An 18,913-nucleotide genomic window follows, 5' to 3' on the forward strand; every position below is an offset into this window, starting at 1 on the left:
ATTCTATTAGAACATTGCAATGAAAAAAAATAATTGCAGGAAACTGATGCCCATAGCATTAGGATTCTTTTTTTCTTCGCTGATACCGGCAAAGAGCACTATGGCCCAGGATATCAGTCTTTCCACAAAGTACGCAACACTGGTAGTTAACAAGCAGGGGTATGTTACCAGTATTAAAGACCGTGCTACGGGTAAAGATTATAATCCTGCCGGGCTTAGTTCTCCATTGCTGGCATTAGAGAAGGATAAACACACTATTTATCCTTCCGGCGCAAAGTGGCTGAAAAAAGAAAAACATTTGCAGCTTACTTATCCTGGAGGATCTGTAGCCATTTTAAAAGCAGACGTCAAAGGAGATTATCTCCGTTTTGAACTCCTTTCACTTACTCCTGCAAATGGTATAGATAATGTAGTGTGGGGGCCTTACAAAACCAGTATAAAAAAGTATATAGGAGAGATCATTTCAGTGGCAAGAGATGATAATTTTGCTATTGGCATGCTGGGACTGGATGATAATACCACCAGTGGCCTACCCTGCGATGGTGATATGTCGCAGGCGAGTTATATTATTCACACCCCGGATCCGGTGAAATATCCATTACCTGCTGATCTGAAAGAAGGGCAGCGGTTTCGCATCGGAGGCGATGGCAATAATGACGTAGCCTTCTACTCTCACCCGGAAGAATACTACAGGTATATGAACGGTAATGGGGCACAACTGGATCCCACTTATGGTATTTCCATTGCTATGCATGCACGCGACCGTAAGAAACCATTTACCATCTTCTATCCACTTTTCAACGATTTTCCGGGTATTAAAGCGCCCCGGCATATGGAGGTGACCCCGGTAAATGTAGATTATATCGGTTCTTCCATCGCCCTATACGCATGCCCGGATTCACTGGGTCTGAAAGTAATAGAAAAGGTGGTGAAAAATGAAGGATTGCCCTATGTAACCCGGAATGGCAAATGGGTGAAAGATCCGGCCAATTTTGAAATAGATATGGCGTGGTCCGGACCACATGATAGTCTTGTATCTTATGCTAACCAATTGGGATTGAAAGCCGTACAGGATGAAGGAATGGGAGAATATTATGTTAATCCTGCCGATAGATGGGCTGGCAAATATGTGCGGCTGAATAACGAAAAACGTTCTATTAAGGATTTAACAGCACTCACCAACAAATATGATATTGCATATGGTCTTCATACCCTGACGGAATTTGTACAGCCTCACAGTAGTGATGTGCATCCGGTACCTAATGAGGGATTATGTACGGTATTGACTACGCAGATTATCAACCCGGTGTCAGCAGCTGATACTATTATACAGGTGGCCGACACCAGCTATCTGAATGAGCGCGGCGGTTGGGATCAGAATACCGTGAATGCACTGAGAGTGGGTAAGGAACTGATAGAATACCATGGTGTAACTACTACCAGACCTTACACATTAACCGGTGTTAAGAGAGGCGCATTTAAAACCAATGCGGAGGCCCATCAGGCGAGTGATAAAATAGCGAAACTCCAGGTAAACTGTTACTCCGGCTTTATTCCGGATGCACAATTTGGTGATGAGTATGCACGGTTCTATGCTCGGTGGCTTCATGATGGCGGTATGAATTTTATTGACTTCGATGGTTTCGAGAGTTTTACTTACCAGGGTCATGGTCAATATCCCTTCAAAAGATTTCTTCGGGTCCTTTTTGAGGACCTTAAGAAAATGGGGGTACCCTATCTGCGGGTGATGGGTTCCTGCGTATTTGAAGGCAACTGGCATTACATGAGCGTTTGCAATGTGGGCGGAGGTAATAATATGTTCGATCCGGTACATAATAAGTGGGGCATTGAAGGAAAGGATATCCGCTATTCATTCAACAGTAATTACTTCCCTTGCACCTTTGGTATCCAGAATATACAGAAAGACTGGAACGTACAGGTGATAGAGAATCTGCAGGCAAAGTCAATTGCCTGGGATGCAACCTATATGTTAGGTATCAGCCAGGGCAGTATAGAACATAGAATGGATAAAAAAGAATTGTTTACTACCTTCAGAGCATGGGAAGAAGCGAGGAAAGCCGGTATTTTTAGCCCGCAGTTGAAAGAAGAAATGAAATTGCAGGAAAACAAATACCACCTGGAGCAAAAAGATAAAAATACCTGGTGGATGTACGTTGTTAATGCAGATGGCTCTTTAGGTCAGAAGAGAATTCTAAAGCGTACCAGGACAAGTTAATTCAAGCGTTTTGTTAGATCGGTTGATTTTTGATAGCAGCTTACCCACGTTACTATAACTGGGTAAGTTTTTTTTTATGATCCTCACGATCGCTTCATTGACATTGAACTCCGGGGCATTTGAATATAGAAACATATTGAGTATATATACGCTAACGATGAAAATTAAATATCTTTCGCTTTGTAGTTTCTTCTTATTGATAAAATGTCTGCCCTTGTTTTCACAACAGGGAGCAGGTACTTTTTGTAATCCGCTGAACTTAAATTATCGTTTCACCACAGACCATAATTCTTACCGGGAAGCAGCCGATCCGGTAGTACATCTGTATAATAATAAATACTATCTCTACGCTTCCAAATCTGGCGGGTATTGGTATGCAGATGATCTGTTACACTGGCATTTCAGGCCGGCCGCCTCTTTGCCGGTAGAGGACTATGCACCGGCTGTTGAAACAATCAATGATACAGCGTTTTTCATAGCCTCGTCCGGTAAACCGAAGATATATTATAGCAACAATCCAATCCTTGACAACTGGAAGGTGTATAACCCGGATTTTCCCATTGGGATGACTGACCCCGCTATTTTTAAAGATGATGACGGACGGGTATATTTCTATTATGGGTGCTCCGCTACTAACCCCATCATGGGCGTTGAATTGAATCCCCGTAAAGGATTGGATACGATTGGCGCACCAGTGGTATTGATTCAGCATGAATATAAAACGCATGGATGGGAAGAACATGGAGCGCGTAATAGTAATGAGAAGTCAGGCTGGAATGAGGGTAGCTGGATGACCAAACATAACGGGAAGTATTATTTACAATATGCTGCACCGGGAACAGAATTCGATGTTTATGGTGATGGCGTATATGTGGCAGATCATCCCCTGGGGCCTTTTACCTATATGGTTAATAGCCCGTTTAGTTATAAGCCGGGCGGATTTATCAATGGGGCCGGGCACGGCAATACTTTCCGGGATAAATATGGAAATTACTGGCATTCAGCTACCATGGCTATTTCTGTGCGTCATATGTTTGAAAGAAGAATAGGTCTCTTCCCGGCATTCTTTGACACGGACGGAGCGCTGCATTGCATCACTGCTTTTGGAGACTATCCGATGCTGGTGGCAAATCGGAAAATGGACTTTAGCAAACAATCTCTTTTTACGGGATGGATGTTGTTGTCGTATCATAAACCCGTAGTTGTTTCTTCCGCCTTACCTACGCATGAAGCGGCCCTTGCCGCCGACGAAAACGTGCGTACCTGGTGGAGCGCTGCGACTGGCAGTAAAGATGAATGGTTGCAGATGGACTTACAGAAAAAATCGTTGGTACATGCTATACAGGTGAACTTTGCAGATGAAGGGGCCAGATTACGGGCTGGCGATATGGTAAAACCGTATCGATATATAGTTGAGTCGTCTATTGATAGTTTGCATTGGACGCTGATCATAGATAAAAGCAAGAATGACGCAGACATTACCCACGATTATGTGGTGCTGGACAAACCGGTAAATGTCCGTTTCCTGAGAATTAAAAATCTACAGGTTCCTGACGGGTATTTTTCCCTCTCGGATTTCCGGGTGTTTGGAAAAGCGCCGGGAAAGGCGCCGCTAGCGGTTCGCCAGTATGATGTACAACGTAACGTTTCAGATACCAGGAAAGCGGTCATATCCTGGAGGGCATCCAAAGGAGCCACTGGTTATGTGGTGAACTATGGTACCCACCCTGGTAAATTGTACTCGTCTGTAATGGTGTACGGAGATAACCGGATTGAATTAACCGGATTGAATAAAGATATTCGCTACTATTTCCGGGTAGACACATTTAACGAATGCGGCATTGCCAAAGGACAATAATAATACACAATAATAAATATGAGAACTTTCAAGGTATGGAGGGCTTGTTCCCTTTTCGTTGTATTAGTTTGCCTGCTTCCCATTTATGCCTTTTCCAAAGGGGTGGAGAAATTGGGAGAATTAAATTCGCCAGATGGTAAATTAAAAATGTTATTCACCACTGGCCCGGACGGCGCTATTTGCTATTCGTTGACAGCCGATGGAAAATTGCTGCTGCAGTCGTCACGCATCGGTTTGCAGGTGGCACAGGCGCCTGTATTTAAATCTAAAACATTAAAGACAGTGGACACGGTTTGGCGACCAGTCTGGGGAAAGAGAAGCATAGTGCCTGACGCTTACCGGGAAATAACGCTTGTATTTGATGCCTATACTATAAAAGCCAGAGCCTATAACAATGGTATTGCATTCAGGTATGATGAGGGACAAAGTGAGGCTGAATTAACGGCGTTTAATTTTGCCGGAAATTATGATGCCTGGTATTACAATGGTGAAAACCATAATATTGGCCCCGAAAAATTAGCAGCTGCCAAAGGGCTTCGCAGGCCTATTGTAACTATCAAAGCTGCAGATAATCAATATTTGGCCATTCATGAAGCTGATTTGGAAAGTGGGGAAGCATTGGTATTACAGCCTGTAGAAGGGCATCCTTCATTCCTGGTACCTTCTAAAAGAGCGAAAGCCTGGCGGGTGATTATGTATGGAAGAACGCCGGGAGAGTTAGTAGATTCACATTTACTGGAGTTGTTGAATCCGGATCCTGCGCCAGGGTCTGACTTCTCATGGGTAAAGCCAGGGGTGGCACTTTGGGATTGGCGCATAAACGGTGCGGAGGTGAATGGATTTAAATACCAGATGTCGCTGCCATCGTGGAAAAGGATGGTAGATTTTGCGGCTATCAATAAAATCCCGTCGCTGGTACTGGATGCTAACTGGTATGGGCCTGAATTCAATAAAGATGCGGATCCTTTAAAGGGAGGAAAAGCAATGGAGGTAAATGAGTTGATTAAATATGGAAAAGAAAGAGGTGTAGGGATCTGGTTATACCTGAATGACGTTGGAGGCAGGGCATTTCCGTTGGCCGATATTATAAAACAGTATGGACGTTGGGGAGCAGTGGGTATTAAGTATGGGTTTATGCAGGGAAGTTTTGAGGAAAAAAATGCCCGCACCCGGCAGATTACGGAATGGTGTGCTGAAAATCACTTAATGGTGGATTTTCATGATGATCCTGTACATCCTTACGGACAAATGCGTACCTGGCCCAATGCCGTAACCCGGGAATACTGCCAGGCACAGCTGGATGGTTTTAAAGTATTTCAGCCAAAAACTTTTGTGACTTCCGTATTTGTGAATATGGTGGCCGGGCCTTTAGATATGAGTAACGGCGTGGTGGATATGGCCCAGAAGGGGCGAGTGGACAATGGCAACCCGGTGCCTTCTACTATTGTGGCAGAAGCTGCCCGTACGCTTATTACATTCTCTGGGGCGACTATTATTCCTGACATTCCTGAGTATTATAATAAGTACCCTGAAATTTTGAAGTTCATCAGGGAAGAGAAAATGCCGTGGATGGAAAGTAAAACACTCAGTGGTGAGATCGGAGAATATATTGTAATGGCCAGAAAGTCGTCAACAGGTAATTGGCTGGTGGCAGCAGCCACCAATGAAAGTGCCAGGGTATTACGGATTCCTTTGCGTTTTGTAGCGCCGGGAAAGTATAAGGCATTGATCATAAAAGATGGAAAAGATGCGAGTTACCTGGGTAATAAAGAAAGTTACACGGTGGTAACTTCTACGGTTACACCTCAACAATATATCAGTGTTGAATTAGCGCCAGGAGGCGGCGCCTGCGTTTTATTGGAAAAGCTGAAATGATTTTATTGACGACCTTTGTTTTTTTAAATCCCGGCTGGTAGCCGGAAAATATAGATACTTATGATAAACAGGACCGGAATAATCCTCGCCATGGCTTGTTGGGTATTGGGGACATTGAATGCTTCTGCACAGTCTTTGTTTTTGCGGGAAGGAAATGCAGATGTAACTCTTTTCGATGCGAACTGGCGTTTTGCCCGGTTTGGTACCCAGGCGGATGGTACCGTGAAAGAGGAAACAACAGGAATGGAACAATCCGGATTTGCTGATGGAGGATGGGAACAGCTGGACCTGCCACATGACTGGGCTATTGCAGGACCGTTTAGAATTGAATTAAGCGGGAATACAGGTAAACTGCCCTGGAAGGGAATAGGTTGGTACCGGAAGCAATTTGATATCTCGGAGAAAGATAAAAATAAAAAGATCTTCCTTGATTTTGACGGCGCCATGGCCTATGCTAAAGTTTGGGTAAACGGCCATTACGTGGGAACATGGCCATATGGCTATAATTCTTTCCGCATGAACATCACGCCCTATCTGCAATTTGGGCAAAAGAATATAGTAGCTGTAAGACTCGATACAGAAAGCTGGGATTCCAGGTGGTATCCGGGTGCCGGATTATACCGGCATGTGTGGCTGGTGAAAACGCAGCCTGTTCATACGGCACATTGGGGGACCTATGTTACTACCAGTAATATTTCTGAGAATAAAGCCACTGTGAAACTGGACGTGAAGGTGGAGAACCAGGGAGACGTACCGGTAAAAGCCTTTGTAAACACGGTTATCTACACTTCGCCGGATGGAAAAAAGATAGGGAAGAAAGTAGCAGCTACCAGCGAGCAATCATTTGAACTTTCGCCCGACAGTTTCCGGAATACGGGTGCGGAACTAACGTTAGATCATCCCGTACGTTGGTCGCTGGAACACCCTGCGCTGTACATTGCACAAACAACGGTGCATACCGGGGAAGGCGCTAAGGATATCTATAACACTGTTTTTGGAATCCGTAAACTGGAGTTTACCCCCCGGGATGGATTTCGATTGAATGGTAAACGGGTGGACATAAAAGGGGTGTGTTTGCATAGTGATATGGGCGCCATCGGTACAGCGATTAACGTTACTGCGCTGCGCCGCCAGCTCCTCATCATGAAAAACATGGGTTGTAACGCGATCCGTACTTCACATAATCCCCCTGCCCCGGAGTTGCTGGAACTGGCAGACCAGATGGGATTACTCGTATGGGACGAGGCCTTTGATGCCTGGAAGCATGGAAAGCGTAAGAACGATTATAATAAACTGTTCCCGGAATGGCATGAGAAAGACCTGGTAGCCCTGGTACACAGAGACCGTAATCATCCCGCCGTGATTATGTGGTCTATTGGCAATGAGGTAATGGATCAACAGGATGTTGCTATCACAAAAGAGCTGGCAGATATTGTACACAGAGAAGACCCTACCAGACCTGTTTCAAATGCGTATAATGATCCGGATGGCGGAAGACGCAGTGGCGCGGCGATGGCGTTGGACGTGATGGGTGTCAACTATTTCTTCTCCCAACAGTCGAAGTGGGACCAGGATGACAGGTATAAAAATAAGCCCACTATGGGAAGCGAAACTTCTTCCTGTGTAAGTTCCAGGGGCGAATATTTCTTTGGAGAAGACTACCACAATTACCAGGTGACTTCCTATGATGTGGCATGGCCGGGGTGGGGCTGTTCACCGGATGAGCAGTTCCGTACTAATGCAAAGTACCCGCACCTGTTAGGAGAGTTTGTATGGACCGGATTTGACTACCTGGGAGAACCTACACCTTTTAATTCCGATGAAACGAATTTACTGAACTTCAGAACAGATACCGCAAAGCGCGCCGAGCTGGAAAAAGCACTCGCGGAAATACAGAAGAAAAATCCACCATCCAGGAGTAGCTATTTTGGTATAGTAGATCTATGCGGCTTTCCTAAAGACAGGTTTTATAACTATCAGGCGCATTGGCGTCCGGAATATCCTATGGCGCATATTATGCCTCATTGGAACTGGCCCGGAAGAGTGGACTCTCTGGTGCCAGTGCACGTGTATACTTCAGGTGACAAGGCGGAGTTGTTTTTAAATGGGGAAAGCCTGGGGATGAAAACGAAGCGGCCTGGTATTGATTTTCGCCTGGTATGGGATAGTGTAATCTATCAGCCGGGAGAACTAAAAGTGGTGGCTTATAAAAATGGAAAGTATTGGGCTACAGATGTGGTGAAAACTACCGGAGAAGCCAGTGCATTATTGCTTAAACCGGAATCAGAAACGGTATCAGGAGATGGCATCTCTCTATGTTATATTAGCTTGCAGGTGGTAGATAAAAATAAGATGACGGTGCCCGGATCTCATCCATTGGTAAAATTTTCCATAGAAGGCCCCGGAGAGATAGTGGCTACAGATAACGGGGATGCCACCTCGCTGGTATCTTTTAAAAGCAAGGAACGTTTGGCATATAATGGAATGGCGCAGGTGATTATTCGTGCGAAGAAAGGCGCAGTGGGTATTGTAAAAGTGTTGGCAGAAAGCGATGGAAACCTGAAAACAGATGTAGCTACCATCAAAATCAAATAAGCGATATTTTCTAAAGCATGAATTTCCATTTAGTGCATGTAAGAGGAATTGTTTAATAGACTTTATTACAATATTTCACGAATGGCCGGAGCTGATTTTAGCTCCGGCTTTTTTATGTGCCATGCATTTTTGTGATATCATCGGCATGCAATCGATGGTTAAGTGACTGGTTATTTTATCGGATCAATAATTTCACATCGATGCAAAAAAAACATGTGCTTCTGCTAAGATGTTGTGAGCAGGGGTTGTTTTAATAACATAATTTTATGTCATTATAATTCCCGTTATATACATGTAGTATCAGCTTTTTAAGATTGGAAAGGTATATTGGGCCTGTTGTTGAACCGGAGAGCGTTGTGGAATTAATTCCTTTTTTACTATTGTTAGGAATGATTGTTTTTTCGCCTTATTTATTAACTATGAGGAACCGATATTGATTATAGTTTGTGGGTTTGTTAGTGTACGCGAGGATAGATGTTTCAACAGTGCACTTTGCAGGATATTGCTATTCCCGGAGTGTTGGATGAGTCAACCATGTCAGAAGAAAGTTACGGATCATAATCGATGGCTACCCCGTAATGTCCATTTTTCAGTGAAGTAAAGTAACTGAATCGAAAATTTTTATTGCGAATAACAGACCATTGCCTCGTTAGATGTACTGGCGGTTACCGTTTTTGTGTGAATTAATGAAAAACAACTTATGAAAACAAATTGTGCACGCTTTCATCCTCCTGATGAGCAACTGGTTTTATTGATAAATGATCATTCCCGATGTCTGCTTCCCGGGCAATGCCATTAGCCATAATATTTTTCTGACTCCAGGAACTTTTTTAAGAGGATAGTTTTTTATGCAGGTTATCGTCAACTGCTACGCTACCTGTATTACTTTAATTAAATATTGTTTATGCTTTCACCTGTACGTATTTCCTTTACGTGCCTGCTATCGCTATGTCTGCAAAGTACCTTATATGGATGGAGTGGTGGCCCGCATGTGATACCAGGCATCCGGGACACTGTACCTGCTTTAACAGATACGGCAAATGTGCCAGCGACAGCCGCGTCCCGGGCCATAAAAACATCTTCCTCAATAGCCATCAGGCTGGACAGCCCTAATGCCAGGTTGAATTTTCTCCCTTTCCCGGCTATACAACAATTGCTGAAAGGAAATGCCGCAGGCTTATATGTACGGGAGTCTTCCGGAGAGCCTGGAACCGCCATTGATATGCTGATACGGGGAAGCGCCACCCCCTTTACCAATCCTAAGGACGTTTATGAATCTCAGCCCCTGGTAGTATTGGATGGCATACCATTAGTATCGCCTCATCCTTTTGTTTACGATATTCAGAAATACGATTACGTAAGACTAGGTACAGCAACAGATATCCTGAATCGTATAGACGTAAATGATATTGCGTCTGTAAGGGTTGTTAAAGACGCCGCCGACCTGGCCGTCTATGGGCCAAGGGCAGTGAATGGCGTAATAGAAATTAATACCAGGCAGGCATCTTTAGTGCGGAGTACTATTTCCGTGAATAGTTGGTTTGGGTTTGCACAGAAACCGCATACTAATACCATGAATGCCGCCACAGAAAATATTTTCCGCAAGCGTTTTTATGATGAGTACGGCAGTGCTGCAGACTTTAAGAAGTATCCCTCTTACCTGCGGGATTCTACCAATCCTGCATACTATGGCCCTGCAAACTGGACAGACCTGTATTATCATAACGCGGCCGTACGGGGTATTAACGCCAATATAAGTGGTGGTTATCCCCGCGCCAATTTCCGGTTCAGTATTGGCAATGTACGAAATGCAAATCCGGCAGATAATGCCCGGATGGACAGGTATACCGCCAATTTTTCTATTAACATGATGCCGCTGAAGTGGCTGACATTGTCAACTATGCTGAACGGCGCAATGCTGGAGCGTAAAAGAAATACCTACCTGCGCGACAGATTCACGGAAATGAGGTACCTCCCCGACCTGACAAATCCATTACCCCCTAATAAAGAGAATTATAGCGCCTATCTGACAGAAATGGGCAAATCGTATGACAATAACAAATCCAATGCTTTCGCCGGATTCTTCAGACTGAAAGCAGATATTACCAAAGCCTTTAATTTTACTTCACAGGTATCCTTTGATTACAATGAAGATATGAGAGATGTCTTCTATCCGGGAACATTACTGGAGACCAATAACTTTGCGTCCAACTTCGCGGGTTATGGACAGCGTGTGATCTTCGATAACGCGATTCATTTTGTAGCTCCGTTGGCAAAGGAGCATTCATTAAAGTTTGATGCCGGATATTCACTGCAGTTTGATCAGAACAAGTACGATTATATCTATGCTTATAAAGGCCCTAATGACCTGATCAAGATTAACCAGCTTACCCAGAATGATGATGGGTCTCTGACGCCCAAAGCATTCCTGTATCAGTTGATTTATAAATACCTTGATAAGGAAAGACAGCGACTGGCGTCATTGTATGGTCGTCTGAGCTATAGCTTTATGCAACAGCTGGAAGTATCCCTGTTGTTACGTTCAGACGCTTCGTCCAATATGCAGCAGGCTTCCCGGTGGTTTGTATCGCCTACTGCCAGTGTGAAATGGGAGTTGAAACCATTGTTGTTTGGCAGCTGTTCGTTAATAGACCATGCCGCCCTTTCTGCGGGATGGGGCCGGACAGGCAGGTTGCTCACCTACGATAGATTTGCACAGGGCCCACAGTATACCATTGATATGGGCTGGACAAACGAACCCGTTATTAGTTCTTATGGTGGCATTTCCGCGTTGATGCGTCCCTATACCTATGGTTATATCGGTAATGGCATTTCCTGGCCTTATAGCGACCAGTTCAACGCTGGGTTGGATGCAACCCTTGCTGGTGGAAAAATCTCCCTTAATATCAGCGCATATAGCAGAACCGACAAAAACATGCTGATTAGCGTACCAGCCTTCTCTGATTACGGTTATACCGGTGAGTTTAAAAATGGAATGGTAGTAAGAAATGCCGGTGTTGACCTCACCGTAGCCTTTCTGCCGTTGAAACCTGCTGGCAGGCTGCAATGGAATACTTCATTTAACGCCGGCTTTAACCACAATAAATTACTGGCCCTGCCTGGTGGATTGCAGCAAATAACCATTGGTGACCGCCACCTGGAGATAGGAAAAGCGATTGACCAGTTCTGGGTGCTGAAAAATGACGGTATTTATAATGATAAAAATGGAGTACCGGTAGATCCCAAAACAAATCAACCGTTGAACTACCGGGGGATTCCATTGACCAAAGGGGATCCGCAATGGAAGGACAGGAACGGCGATTTTACTATCGATGATAAAGATAAAACCCTTACCGGCCATTACCTGCCTGTTTTCACCGGCGGATGGAGCAATGACTTTACCTATGGCAACTTCAATTTTGGCTTATCCCTGTATGCAGTATTTGGAAGGACCATTCTCAATAAGCATATGGCCGACAGATTTGATTTCATCAACAGGGGAAGTACACTTGACATGAACGCCGTGAAGGAAATTACTTCCTGGTCCCAAACCGGTAATGATTCGAAATACCCTGTTTACAATCCCTGGAGCAGTGTGGTGCCATACAGAACAGATCAAGACCTGTTTCTTGAAAATGGTTCCTTCGTAAAGCTCCGCAATGTCATGATGGGATATGATCTCACCAGTACCGGATGGTGGAAACGGCGTAAACGACTAGCCGGCATCAGGAAGTTGTATGTGTACGGTAACGCTGCCAATCTACTTACCATCACCCGCTATTCCGGTCGGGATCCTGAACTGATCGATTTCAAAGGATATGATACGGGTTACGGTCTGCCTATTCCGAGGACTTACACCTTAGGGCTTAAAGTCGAATTGTAAAGAGTACCCAGGGTTTTTAAAACTGATTAATAGAGATAAATGATTATTCGGATGAAAATACGTAGCAAGACGCTGTTTACCGGACTATTAATAATGTGCCTGTTATGTGCCTGTACAAAGGAACTGAATATTGACTCCACTAAAACTGTTGGAGATAAGAATTTTTGGACTTCCTATAGAGACACACGCGCTGCATTAATGGGTACCTATGGCTTATTAAGAGCTGCATTGTCTGACAATGGTTGTTTCTGGATGTATGGAGAGTTGCGGAATGGAGATTTCGTTTCCGTACAACGACCAGATCTCGATGCTATCATCAGGGGCAAACTAAATGCTGCTTATCCTGTTTTTAACGCATTAACCAACTGGAGGCGATTTTATGCGGTCATTAATGCGTCCAATATCTTCCTGGAAAGGGTAGGAGATGTTAAAAAGAATGACCCCAAATACTCAGATCAGAATATGCGTGTAGACATAGCGCAGATAAGGTTTTTACGGGCCTTTACCTATTTTTATCTTGTTACGGTATGGGGCGATGTTCCATTTGTTCAGCAATCACATGATGGGTCGTTTGAAAACAGGCCCAGAGAAGACAAAGATAAAATACTTGCTTTCGTAGAAAGTGAAATGCTGGCCGCCGCAGCAGATTTGCCATATAATTATAGCTCCGGCGATCCGCAGCAACTGGGAGACTACTATAACGAGCCAGGTTCCAGATGGGTAAGCGTGTTGGCGAGAAAGCTATCTGTATACGGTGTACTGGCTCATGTGGCTGCCTGGCGGGGAGATTACAGATCGGCAGTTACTTATAGCAAATTTGTGCTGGACAATTACAATAAAAGCGGAATGTATTTTGAACCGGATACCTATTGGATTTCCGCTGCCAATGGGATGTTCCAGGGACACAAAACCAACCAGCTTTTTGGTCTTAATTTTGAATTCGATAACCAGGATGCCACTTTCGAAGGTCATATAGAAGATTTTACACTGGCAGAACCTTTCGTCAGGAAAGCCTTGCCGGATATATTTGTTCCACGGGATTCTATTTTATCTATTTTTTCCGCTCCTTCCGACCTGCGTTTTTCACTTGATACCCTTACCGGCAAACCCAATTATACAGACAGGTGGTTCTCTAATTTCAATAGCGACATTCCCATTTTTTGCAAAATCAAGGTGATACAAAAAGGCGGAACAGATCCTTCTTTTCGCCTGTATTCCAGTTGCCTTATTTACACCCGGCTGGAAGAAATAGACTTGTTATATGCGGAATCGCTGGCTGTAACAGGCAATACTGACGGGGCCATAGATGCCCTGAACAATATGAGAAGAATTCGGAACGTGAGCAGCTTCAAAGCAGGTGGCAATGAAGACCTGATCGAAGCAATTTTCCAGGAAAGACGGAAGGAAATGATGGGCGAAGCACACCGGTGGTTTGACCTGGTAAGGTATAATAAGATTAAACGTAATAACCCTGCCTTCATGAAACTGATCAGCGAAGGTGGAATTTATTGGCCGGTTTCTGCTGAAATCCTCCGTCAGAATCCACTCATTAAGCAAAATCCATATTGGAAATAATTATTCGGATCTATGATGACAATTAAACATCCATATGTGCTCATATTGATAATCGTGTTGCTGACTACCGCCTGCAGAAAAGACGGTGGCGATTATAGCTACAGTAACACCCAGCGGTCTTTCCCGGGGAACACCTATGAATATCTGAAAAGCAATACCGGCCGGTTTGACTCTTTACTGGTGGTGTTGGACAGGCTTCATTTGTCTGATACCCTGAAAACAGGCAAGTATACACTGTTTGCACCTACCAATACCAGCTTCAGATTTGTATTGGAGAACCTTAACGCAATCCGGAAATCCAGACAACTTCCGCCGGTTTACCTGCAACAGGCTGATGTTGCACAGCTGGACACCATGGTGACAAGGTATATTCTCCGGCAGGTCTTCAATACAAACGATATGAACTATGCCGATGGTATTACTATGTATACAGTAAAGTATGGCTATCCCATGAATGGGCGCCGCAGAACCACCAATGCGGAAGGGCTGATAGGCGGAGGCCCCTCTTATCTCGAGTATAGTGATACCAGGAACTCCAGGTATAACCGTGATTGGGTAACCACTACTACCCAATCCGTTAACCTTGTCACTACCACCGGCATAGTACATGTACTCAGAGAGGATCACGCTTTTGGATTTGACGAATTCATTCTACGCTTAAATAAATGATAAAATGGTAGTAAATAAATACGTATATATTTTTTGGACGGCCGCACTTTTTCTCCTGGTGGTCTCCTGTAGAAAAAATTTGCCGGAAGATCTTGATTATCTGAGCGACAAGGCAATCTATACTTCTACCACATTTAATCCGGTATTAGGTAGAACTACTTTTTATGCGAACATCTTTAACCCGGGGCAATCATCCCTTCCGTTGAATTTCAGTGTTGTAAATGTACGCACCAGCAGTGGAAAATTAACCGATGTGTTTAAGGATAGTGTAGATGTACTAGCGTGGAAGAGAGGATATACGGGCCTGGAAAAAACGTTGGATGAGATTCAACAGAAGAGAGGTCCGGAGAAACACCGGCTATGGGAAGTAAGGCCCCATTCAGGAGAATTTGTATTGTGGGCAGCGGCAACAGATCAGCTATTGGCACATTTGCCTGACTCTGGATATGTTTTCGATGTAGAAGTAAGTAATTCCGGTGGCCACCGCACTTATAAAGATCTGCGACTGATTCCTTACCGGCAACGGGCATACGAACCTAATCAGTTAGACCCCGTTACCGGCGAGGTTAAAAAAGATGGTAACGGTAACTTACTATATGTTAACCCCACTGTCACTAATATTACCGGAGATGTCAGCGGGAAGTCATTGTCCTCTTCTCAGGTGAAGGTTTATTTTACTAAGAAAGGAGAAGGGAACAGTCTGACTTTCCGTTTTTTCGACAAGGATTCCCTGCCGATAGATCCGGCGAAGTTTAACCGGACGGTGTGGGACTCCATTGTTCATGGTTTTAATCCCAGGAAAACAGCAACAGGAGTAACGTACGATGTGGCATATCCTATTCCACTGGTGAAATTGAAAACACGGTTCACGAACAATGATGGTTCCCAGGCTTCGGTAGTATTCACCTACGACCGGCTTGGTATAGGCGGTATCCGGTCTGTGTCTTCTTTGTTACTCAATTTTAATATTTACGAAAAAGGGGATTGGGAAATAGCCTTTCATTTTTATAACGATACTCCCAGGTTCAGGGATGAGTAACATCAGGCCACCTCAAATCATATTTTCTAAAAACTTAAATGATTTCGTCAGATGAAATTTATCTATACCCGGTTAATGCTGGCCTGCTGCCTTTTGACCTTATGGCAGACGCTTGCCGCGCAGAATAAGGTGGCCATCAAAGGAGTGGTCAGGGAAGGTACTACAAATGAGAGAATGGTAGGGGTTAGCATTTTGGGCGGTACCCCCCTCAAACCAATAGGAGTTTCCGGCAGCAATGGAGAATTCTCCGTACTGGCAGATCCGGGTGCGCCATTGGTATTTCGCTTCTTGGGATATTCCGATTTCAAAATAAAGCCGGGCTCCCGGAGAGAGATAGCCGTGCAAATGAGTGTGAACGAAAATAAACTGAATGAAGCAGTAATTGTAGGTTACCAGAAGAAGACACGTGAATCCGTAACGGGAGCCGCAGTTATTGTAAGTGGAAAAGACCTGCAGGATATACCGGTGTCGAACGTGGAACAGTTGCTGCAGGGTAAAGTGGCGGGACTGAATATCCAGAATAATACAGGCGCCCCGGGTGCGCGTGGCTCTGTAATGTTGCGGGGTTTGTCTGCCATTAATGTAACGGGAAAAGGAGATGATGCATTTCTTTCACCTACCTCCCCGCTTTACATTGTAGATGGTGTGCCTATCCAGGCAAATACCAATTTTGATTACGGATTTCAAACAGCCGGTCCCGGTGTAAGCCCGCTATCCCTTATTCCCCCGGAAGACATTGAAAGCATAGAAGTACTCAAAGATGCACAGGCCACCTCTCTATATGGTTCGCGCGGGGCATATGGTGTAATCATTATCAATACACATCGTGGTAATTCACCTATACCTGTTGTAAGATATACCGGGAATTTTTTCCTGAACACGGTGCCTAAGCTGCGGCCAACCATGGGTGGAAAATCGGAACGGGATTTTCGCCTGGCCGAAATATTCAACTATGGTACGCTGGGAGATATTTACAATATTGCTTACACACCGCTCCTGGCAGACAGTCTGAATCCTTATTATAATAACAGTACCGACTGGCAGGGGATTTTTTACCGGAATACATTTAATCAGACACATAATGTGGGAATCAGCGGCGGAGACCCTACGTTCAACTACAAGGTTAATCTTGGTTACTATAATGAATCCGGCGTGATCAAAAATACCGGCTTTAGCAGGTATTCACTGAATACGAACATGGAATATAAACCAACGAAGAAGCTCCGTGTTTTTGCAGCGTTATCTTCCTCTCTCGGACTGAGAAACAAAGGTTCTGGATCGGGCTTGTTACAAAAAGGAGTGGCAACAGACGGTAAGTCTTCTTCGTTACTACCGCCGCCCAGTTACTTCCTTAGCACCAACAGTGCATTATCGTCGCTTAACACAAGGAATGATAACAAAAGCGGCAATTATCACATCAATCTGGATGTGAATTACGAATTGTACAAAGGAGTATCGCTGTCGTCCAGTCTGGGCTACGACTACGGTACCAATACAGAAGATAACTTTACACCCGCGGCTGCGAACAATGATTTTTCAGAAGCATATGGCTATAACGACCGCTCATTTACGCTTTTTAACCGGAATGCATTATCGTACTATAAATCTGTTAATGCAACGCATAATTTTTTCCTGTCTTTTTCCAACGAAATATATTCTTCCGCTTCCCAACAGGCAGTGATCCGGCAGAAAAAAACGCCGAACGATCAGTTCCAGGGGCCGTTGGGTGCAGATGGGCTCACCTCCAGGGGAGGTTTGCTGGGGTATAGTAAAAGTCATGTGGCGTCTTTTGCCGGTAGTTTCAGTTACGACTTTATGAAGAAATATATTTTTGACTTTAGCTATCGTATGGATGGAGCTTCTTCCAGTGGATTGTCTAACAGGTACGCTGCCAACCCAGCCCTGGGATTGCGCTGGAACTTCAATAAAGAGCAGTTTGCAAAAGACCTGTCATGGCTCACATTTGGCTCGCTTCGTTTTAGCTGGGGAAGAAACATTGTGCCCAATGGCGATATTTTTTCCGCTTCGGGTCAGTATGACCTCAGGCAAACGTATAATAATGTACCAAGAATCGGTATTAATTTCGGGACTTTACCCAACCCTTCCCTGAAGCCAACTACCACCAGCCAATATGATATAGGCGTGGAAGCTGGGTTCTTCGACAGCCGGATAGAAGTCATATTTGATACCTATTACAAGCAGGTGGATTTTCTCACACGTGGCAGACCATTGCCGGATATAGCCGGATTCGATCAGGTGACTACCAACGAGGTAGGAATGGTCAATTATGGATATGAGCTGAGTCTTACCTTCCGCCCTCTACCCAAGAGTAGTGCTTTTCAGTGGACTTTCTCCATCAATGGAGCGCTGAATAAAGACGTGTTAACGCGGTTGCCTGGCAATGAACGTCAGTTCCTTACTGCTGATAATATTTATCTCCGCGTAGGGCGTAATACCTTCAGCAATTACCTGTTTCAGAATCAGGGCGTTTACGCTACAAACGACGATGTGCCTCTGGATCCTGCCACAGGTACCTATCTCCATACGCCCGATGGCGTTCCTTTCCACGCAGGAGATGCCAAATTCCGCGATGTGGATGGTAACTATGTTATTTCAGACAATGACCGTGTTATTATGGGAAATAGTATGCCATTGATCACCGGCGGTTTTAGTTCTTATTTCAAGTATAAAAGTGTTTCACTGAATATAAATGGTTCTTTCACGCTTATCAGAGATGTTATTAACAGCGCGCTGGTGGAGCGGATGCAGTTTTTACAGGATCCGTTCAATGGGAAAGCCATTACGGTGCTGCCACCGGATGCAAGCTACTGGCAAAAGAATGGGGATAACGCCGGCTTTGCCAATGTTTATGACTGGAAGCGTGCGCCGCTCACCCAACCTTACAGGTCTAATCAGAGTCTTTTCCAGGAAACAGGCAGTTATTATAAACTGAATACGGCGTCTTTGTCCTATACTTTCAACAGGGAAATGACAAAGCGTATCGGCTTGAGTTCCGTGAGAGTATATGGTTCTGTCAATAACCTGTTTACATGGTCGAAATACCGCGGCCCTAACCCGGAAAATGTAACAGATCTCGGGCGCGACCGGTCAGATGGATATCCTGTACCACATACTTATAACCTGGGTCTGAACGTAGATTTTTGAGTGGAGAGTTGATCATAT

9 protein-coding genes are annotated in these 18,913 nt (G+C 44.6%); all 9 read left to right on the forward strand.

Translation table 11 applies throughout. From position 1 onward, the window contains the following. Positions 1–46: 46 nt before the first annotated feature. The 9 genes from AC5ZC7_RS02650 (at position 47) to AC5ZC7_RS02690 (ending at position 18,895) form a co-directional block, all read left to right on the forward strand. The gene (locus tag AC5ZC7_RS02650; RefSeq protein WP_496159710.1) at positions 47–2,236 is read left to right on the forward strand and encodes a hypothetical protein; all 2,190 of its coding nucleotides are present in this window, start codon (positions 47–49) and stop codon (positions 2,234–2,236) included. Positions 2,237–2,450: 214 nt separating this feature from the next. After that, complete coding sequence (locus tag AC5ZC7_RS02655; RefSeq protein WP_496159709.1) at positions 2,451–4,094, forward strand: family 43 glycosylhydrolase; 1,644 nt, start codon at positions 2,451–2,453, stop codon at positions 4,092–4,094. Between the two features lie 18 nt (positions 4,095–4,112). Further along, on the forward strand, positions 4,113–5,969 hold the full coding sequence (locus AC5ZC7_RS02660; RefSeq protein WP_496159708.1) for a glycoside hydrolase family 97 N-terminal domain-containing protein: 1,857 nt from the start codon (positions 4,113–4,115) through the stop codon (positions 5,967–5,969). A 60-nt stretch (positions 5,970–6,029) separates the two neighbouring features. Further along, positions 6,030–8,564: a beta-galactosidase GalB gene (galB, locus tag AC5ZC7_RS02665; protein WP_496159707.1), complete on the forward strand. Its 2,535-nt coding sequence runs from the start codon at positions 6,030–6,032 to the stop codon at positions 8,562–8,564. A gap of 904 nt (positions 8,565–9,468) precedes the next feature. Then, complete coding sequence (locus tag AC5ZC7_RS02670; protein WP_496159706.1) at positions 9,469–12,447, forward strand: SusC/RagA family TonB-linked outer membrane protein; 2,979 nt, start codon at positions 9,469–9,471, stop codon at positions 12,445–12,447. 51 nt (positions 12,448–12,498) lie between these two features. Further along, positions 12,499–14,022: a RagB/SusD family nutrient uptake outer membrane protein gene (locus AC5ZC7_RS02675; protein WP_496159705.1), complete on the forward strand. Its 1,524-nt coding sequence runs from the start codon at positions 12,499–12,501 to the stop codon at positions 14,020–14,022. 12 nt (positions 14,023–14,034) lie between these two features. Continuing rightward, positions 14,035–14,691, forward strand: a complete 657-nt coding sequence (locus AC5ZC7_RS02680; RefSeq protein WP_496159704.1) for a fasciclin domain-containing protein — start codon at positions 14,035–14,037, stop codon at positions 14,689–14,691. Between the two features lie 4 nt (positions 14,692–14,695). After that, positions 14,696–15,730: a DUF5007 domain-containing protein gene (locus AC5ZC7_RS02685; RefSeq protein ID WP_496159703.1), complete on the forward strand. Its 1,035-nt coding sequence runs from the start codon at positions 14,696–14,698 to the stop codon at positions 15,728–15,730. A 51-nt stretch (positions 15,731–15,781) separates the two neighbouring features. Continuing rightward, the gene (locus tag AC5ZC7_RS02690) at positions 15,782–18,895 is read left to right on the forward strand and encodes a SusC/RagA family TonB-linked outer membrane protein (protein ID WP_496159702.1); all 3,114 of its coding nucleotides are present in this window, start codon (positions 15,782–15,784) and stop codon (positions 18,893–18,895) included. Positions 18,896–18,913 lie beyond the last annotated feature (18 nt).

Source organism: Chitinophaga sp. 9-1-y, from assembly GCF_059511905.2.

Coding starts and splice junctions, on each gene's coding strand:
- AC5ZC7_RS02650 (WP_496159710.1), top strand. CDS start 47: ATGCCCATAGCATTAGGATTCTTTTTTTCTTCGCTGATACCGGCAAAG.
- AC5ZC7_RS02660 (WP_496159708.1), top strand. CDS start 4,113: ATGAGAACTTTCAAGGTATGGAGGGCTTGTTCCCTTTTCGTTGTATTA.
- galB (WP_496159707.1), top strand. CDS start 6,030: ATGATAAACAGGACCGGAATAATCCTCGCCATGGCTTGTTGGGTATTG.
- AC5ZC7_RS02670 (WP_496159706.1), top strand. CDS start 9,469: ATGCTTTCACCTGTACGTATTTCCTTTACGTGCCTGCTATCGCTATGT.
- AC5ZC7_RS02675 (WP_496159705.1), top strand. CDS start 12,499: ATGAAAATACGTAGCAAGACGCTGTTTACCGGACTATTAATAATGTGC.
- AC5ZC7_RS02680 (WP_496159704.1), top strand. CDS start 14,035: ATGATGACAATTAAACATCCATATGTGCTCATATTGATAATCGTGTTG.
- AC5ZC7_RS02685 (WP_496159703.1), top strand. CDS start 14,696: ATGGTAGTAAATAAATACGTATATATTTTTTGGACGGCCGCACTTTTT.
- AC5ZC7_RS02690 (WP_496159702.1), top strand. CDS start 15,782: ATGAAATTTATCTATACCCGGTTAATGCTGGCCTGCTGCCTTTTGACC.